This is a genomic window from Methylorubrum zatmanii, assembly GCF_014845115.1.
Classification (GTDB): domain Bacteria; phylum Pseudomonadota; class Alphaproteobacteria; order Rhizobiales; family Beijerinckiaceae; genus Methylobacterium; species Methylobacterium zatmanii.
In genome coordinates, this window is sequence record NZ_NKUI01000252.1 from 1 (window position 1) to 4190 (window position 4190).

3 protein-coding genes and 1 pseudogene are annotated in these 4190 nt (G+C 64.5%); 1 reads left to right on the forward strand and 3 read right to left on the reverse strand.

The annotated features are described in order from the left end of the window. Positions 1-92: 92 nt before the first annotated feature. A complete protein-coding gene (locus MZTS_RS22690) occupies positions 93-1529 on the reverse strand; it encodes an IS1182 family transposase (RefSeq protein WP_192285514.1) in 1437 nt (478 codons plus the stop codon). Between the two features lie 233 nt (positions 1530-1762). On the opposite strand from MZTS_RS22690, the gene MZTS_RS22695 reads away from it, so the two are divergent. After that, the gene (locus MZTS_RS22695) at positions 1763-2035 is read left to right on the forward strand and encodes a GapR family DNA-binding domain-containing protein (RefSeq protein WP_009866362.1); all 273 of its coding nucleotides are present in this window, start codon (positions 1763-1765) and stop codon (positions 2033-2035) included. Between the two features lie 307 nt (positions 2036-2342). Here MZTS_RS22695 and MZTS_RS22700 read toward each other — a convergent pair whose 3' ends face one another. Together MZTS_RS22700 and MZTS_RS25620 are read right to left on the reverse strand one after the other, a co-directional pair. Further along, positions 2343-3548 (reverse strand): L-dopachrome tautomerase-related protein, encoded by a 1206-nt coding sequence (locus MZTS_RS22700; protein ID WP_192285515.1) that lies wholly within the window; start codon positions 3546-3548, stop codon positions 2343-2345. A gap of 261 nt (positions 3549-3809) precedes the next feature. Then, positions 3810-3997, reverse strand: a pseudogene (locus MZTS_RS25620) (catalase); the annotation flags it as partial. Positions 3998-4190: the final 193 nt, after the last annotated feature.

Below are 4190 nucleotides of genomic sequence, written 5' to 3' on the forward strand. Positions count from 1 at the left end.
GAAGGTCCGGATGGGGTGGAGGCTGTGTGAGAACGCGGTTGGGTGTGTCGGCGCGGATTGGTGACGGGGTGCGAGGTGCCGCGTGCCCTCACTCATGCCCGCAGGGCGGTGAGGAGAGGCCCGGTTCCGAAGATCGCCATGACCCGCTTCAGATTGTAGGCCAGGACCTGCAGGCTCATCTCGGTGGCCACGTTTCTCAACCGTCGCATCCGGAAGTGCGTCGCCCCCATCCAGCCTTTGAGCGTCCCGAACACGTGCTCGACCGTCTGGCGCCGCGTGCGCATCGCATGAGGATCCGCGTCGAGCCGGCGCTGTACGGCTTCCAGGACAGCCTCGTGCTCCCACCGCGTCACCCGCCGCTCCTTGGCCGGCGTGCAGCGTGCCTTGATCGCGCAGTCGTGGCAGGCCGTCGTCCAGTAGCGGCGTAGCGTCAGTCCGCCCTCCACGTTCGTGTAACGGTAGGAGAGCCGCTCGCCGGCCGGACACCGGTAGGCGTCCGCTTCTGGCTCGTAGACGAAGTCTTGTTTGCCGAAGCGCCCCTCCGCCTTGGCGCCCGAGGTCAGCGGCTTGGGCAGTGTCACCGCGATGCCGGCCTGCTCGCAGGCCAGGATCTCCTCGCCCGAGAAGTAGCCCCGGTCGGCCAGCACGCTGAGCCCTTCATGCCCGGTCGCCACCTGGCTCTGGCGGCTCATGTGCGCCAGCTGGGTGCGGTCGTGCCCGACGTTGGTCACCTCATGCGCGACGATCAGATGATGTTCGGTGTCGACGACCGCCTGCACGTTATAGCCGACCATCCCCGTGCCCTTACCGCTCGTGGCCATCGCCCGCGCGTCCGGGTCTGTCAGCGAGATCTGCCGGTCGGGGGCAGCCTCGACGAGCGTCTCCATCGCCTGCAACTCGCGCATTCGCGTCCGCAGGGCGTCCAGACGCTCGGCAATGCGCACCTTGCGCACGCGCGCGACCTCGTCTTCCTGGCGGTCGGCGGTGTCGAGGGCGGCGAGATAGCGTGCGATGCTCGCCTCGACCTGCTCGATGCGGCGCCGGACCGCGGCTGGGGTGAAGTTGCGATCACGGGCGTTCACCGCTTTGAAGCGGCTGCCGTCCAGCGCCACGACACCACCGGCCAGGAGGCCGAGTTGGCGACACAGCACCACGAACTGGCGGCAGGCGGCTTGGATCGCAGGACCGTTGTCGCGCCGGAAGTCGGCGATGGTCGTGAAGTCCGGGGCGAGGCGGCCGGTCAGCCACATCAGCTCGACGTTGCGGCCGGCCTCGCGCTCCAGGCGGCGGCTGGAGGCGACTTGGTGAAGATAGCCGTAGAGGTAGATCTTCAGCAGCGTTGCGGGATGGTAGCCGGGCCGGCCCGTCGTGGCCGGCACCACGCCGTCGAAACCCAGAGCCGCGAGATCGAGTTCGTCGACGAATGCATCGACGACGCGCACCGAATTGTCCTCGGATACGTAATCGTCCAGCCGGTTCGGCAGAAGCGTGACTTGATGGCGATCAGCACCACAAACAAAACGCGCCATAGCCGCCTCCGCCGTCCCGCAGAGACTATCAGAACAGCAGCGTTTTCACACAGCCTCGGTGGGGAGCCGACCCTCGCCCGTGACCCTGAAGCGGACGTTCCGCCTCCGACCCAACCCAGACGGATGCGCGCCTATCGAAGCTTCTCGAAGGTCGTCATTCTTGGACTGTTGGGCTTAACCGCTCGCTTACTCAACCGGAGCAGATTGCCGCCTCGGCTAAGCATGAGGATCGCATGACCGACACGGTGGCCGTGGCTGGCGACCGCATCCGTTCGATCATCGAGCCCATCGAGCGGATTGAGGAAGAGGTCAAGGATCCCATGGAGGCTAAGAAAAAAGTCTTCGCCGAAGCAGAGGGTGAGGGCCTCGACGTCAAGGTCCTGAAGGAGATGCTCAAGATCCGTAAGCAGGATGAAGACGAGTGCGACGAGCACGCGACCCTACATTACGTTTACATGCGCGCGATGGATGCCCCATCCGCCCCCGAGATGTCCAAAGCGGCTTAGCGAACCTCGATCAGGACGTATCCGGGGTCGCTGTCCGGGATTGTGAGTGCAAGATGCTGAGGACGCCGCCAATGTAGACGAAGCGGCAGATGGGCCATTTGGCTCCGCCCAGATCCGATCACAAGACGAGGGAGCTTTCGCTCTCACCAGTGAGAGCTGAGACGCGCCGCGGCTCGCTAGGGGGTGATGCACCATGAGTGATTGAATGCAAGGACATGCCGAGTGTGTCGGCATGTCCCGAAACGCGAAGTCTCGTCGCGATAGGATCCGGGAAGGCTTCAGTGAGCCGCAGGAAACCGGTTAGTCCTTAGCGAGAGGTGGCTGAACCGGTCGATCCGCTCACCTCCCCCTGAGTGGGCTTGATGGCCCAGAGCTCGGTCGGCAGGCTGATAGGGGCGCCGGGCTTGTAGTCGGCCGAATCCTGAATGTGGGACGTCGTCACATAGATCGTGCCGTCGGGTCCTTCGCTGAACGTGTCTGGCCAGCGGAGCCTGTCGTCCTGCACCAACGTCGTCAGCCCGCTGTTCGCCTTGGATAGATCGCGCACCTTCACTGCGTTGTCCTGCGGAGAGGTCACGTACATTCGCCCATCCTTGCGCGAGATCAGCAGCCCGTCGGCTGGGCCGTTCTCCCCAACCGTGGCGATCTTTCCGCTTAGGGTCCTGTCGCTCAGCATCTCCGGCACGAAGGACGCTGTTGCCCAACCGGTCAGCGCGTCGGTTGGGAGGCTGTAGAGCGTCTTGCCCTTGATTGCCTGCCAATAGAGCGTCTTGCCATCTGGCGAGAGCGCGATGCCATCAGCCGAGAATTCGACGCCGCGGCCGTCAGGGCGGCGCAAGGGCTTGCCGTCGTACTGCACGGTCACGCTTTTGTCCGGCATGGTAGAGGGGTGGCCGGACAGGACGCGCTTGGCCGAGCCGCTATCGAGATCGACGATGATCAGCGCACCTTCGGCACCTGAATCCGTTAGGTAGGCGGTCTTTCCATCCGGCGAGATCCGCACGTCGTTGATGTAGGAGGCTTGCAGGACGGTGCCGGTGTCGAACGGGATCGTCTTCACGACTTGATTGGTGTTCAGATTGATCCCGACAAGCTTGGCTCCGTCCTTGACCACATGTGCCATGGCCGGCGCGGCGGCATCGACCACCCAGAGGCGATCCTGGGCGTCGGCGACGACGCTCTGGACGCAGACGAAGTGGGTTTTGGGATCGATCTCGTCTTTCCTGGCATTGCGCCAGCTGTTCCAGTCGTCGTTCGGATAGGCGATCAGCTTGCCGCCTTTCAACTCGGCTACCGAGACCGGTGCGTCCTCGCTCCACCGGGGGAAGTTGACGAAGATGCGCCCGTCGCGGCTTACCGTGATGCCCGTGACTTGATGCTCGAAGCTCGCCACCTGGGTGAGGTTGCCCGCACCGGGAGCCATGTTCTGGGCTGCGGCGGGAAGCGCTAGCGTCGCGGCGCTAGCCATTGAGGCTGTGGCCAGCCCGATACGGGCGCTCGCTGGAAACTTCATGGTTGGCACTCTCAGAGGGATATGCCGGCCAACTCCCCAAGGCCTCGGAGGCTCCCGCGTGGACAAATGCTCGGGGCGGGCGAGTCGGACCGGGCGAGTAATACCAATCGGCGATGATCCTGACTCATCGCCGATTGCCCGCGCGCAAGAGGACAAGGCCTCGGCGGCGGCGGATGTCCGCCGGACGCATGGAACAGGACCATCGGTCATGTTCCATGCAGCTTGGTATAAGATCGACCTTTCGTCGCACGCGACGGCCTCGTTCTCTGGAACGATCAGCTCCCCGACGACGCAGGCCGAGCTCTGGGCGTGGCTCGCGCGTACGGCGTGGTGCTCGCGCTTCTCCACCACCTGCGACTGTTGGGTCATCCCCTGATGATGCCGTCGATGGACTTCTGCTCGTCCGGAGCGGGCGTCTCGATGTCGGGGGCGTAGCGAAGGAATGTCATCGGCGTATCCTCGACGCGTCGTCCGCCTGCGGGGTGATTCTACGAAGGCTGGGATCAGGACGCAGCGTCCAAAGGCCGCGGATCGCGGCCGCGCCTGGGCAGAGAGAAAGACCGCACCGCCGATGAGGGTCCCCCGGATTTTGGTCCGGCCGGAAGGTGAGCTTCCGGATCTCATGAGGGTCCCCCGGATTTT

Coding starts and splice junctions, on each gene's coding strand:
- MZTS_RS22700 (WP_192285515.1), bottom strand. CDS start 3,548: ATGAAGTTTCCAGCGAGCGCCCGTATCGGGCTGGCCACAGCCTCAATG.
- MZTS_RS22690 (WP_192285514.1), bottom strand. CDS start 1,529: ATGGCGCGTTTTGTTTGTGGTGCTGATCGCCATCAAGTCACGCTTCTG.
- MZTS_RS22695 (WP_009866362.1), top strand. CDS start 1,763: ATGACCGACACGGTGGCCGTGGCTGGCGACCGCATCCGTTCGATCATC.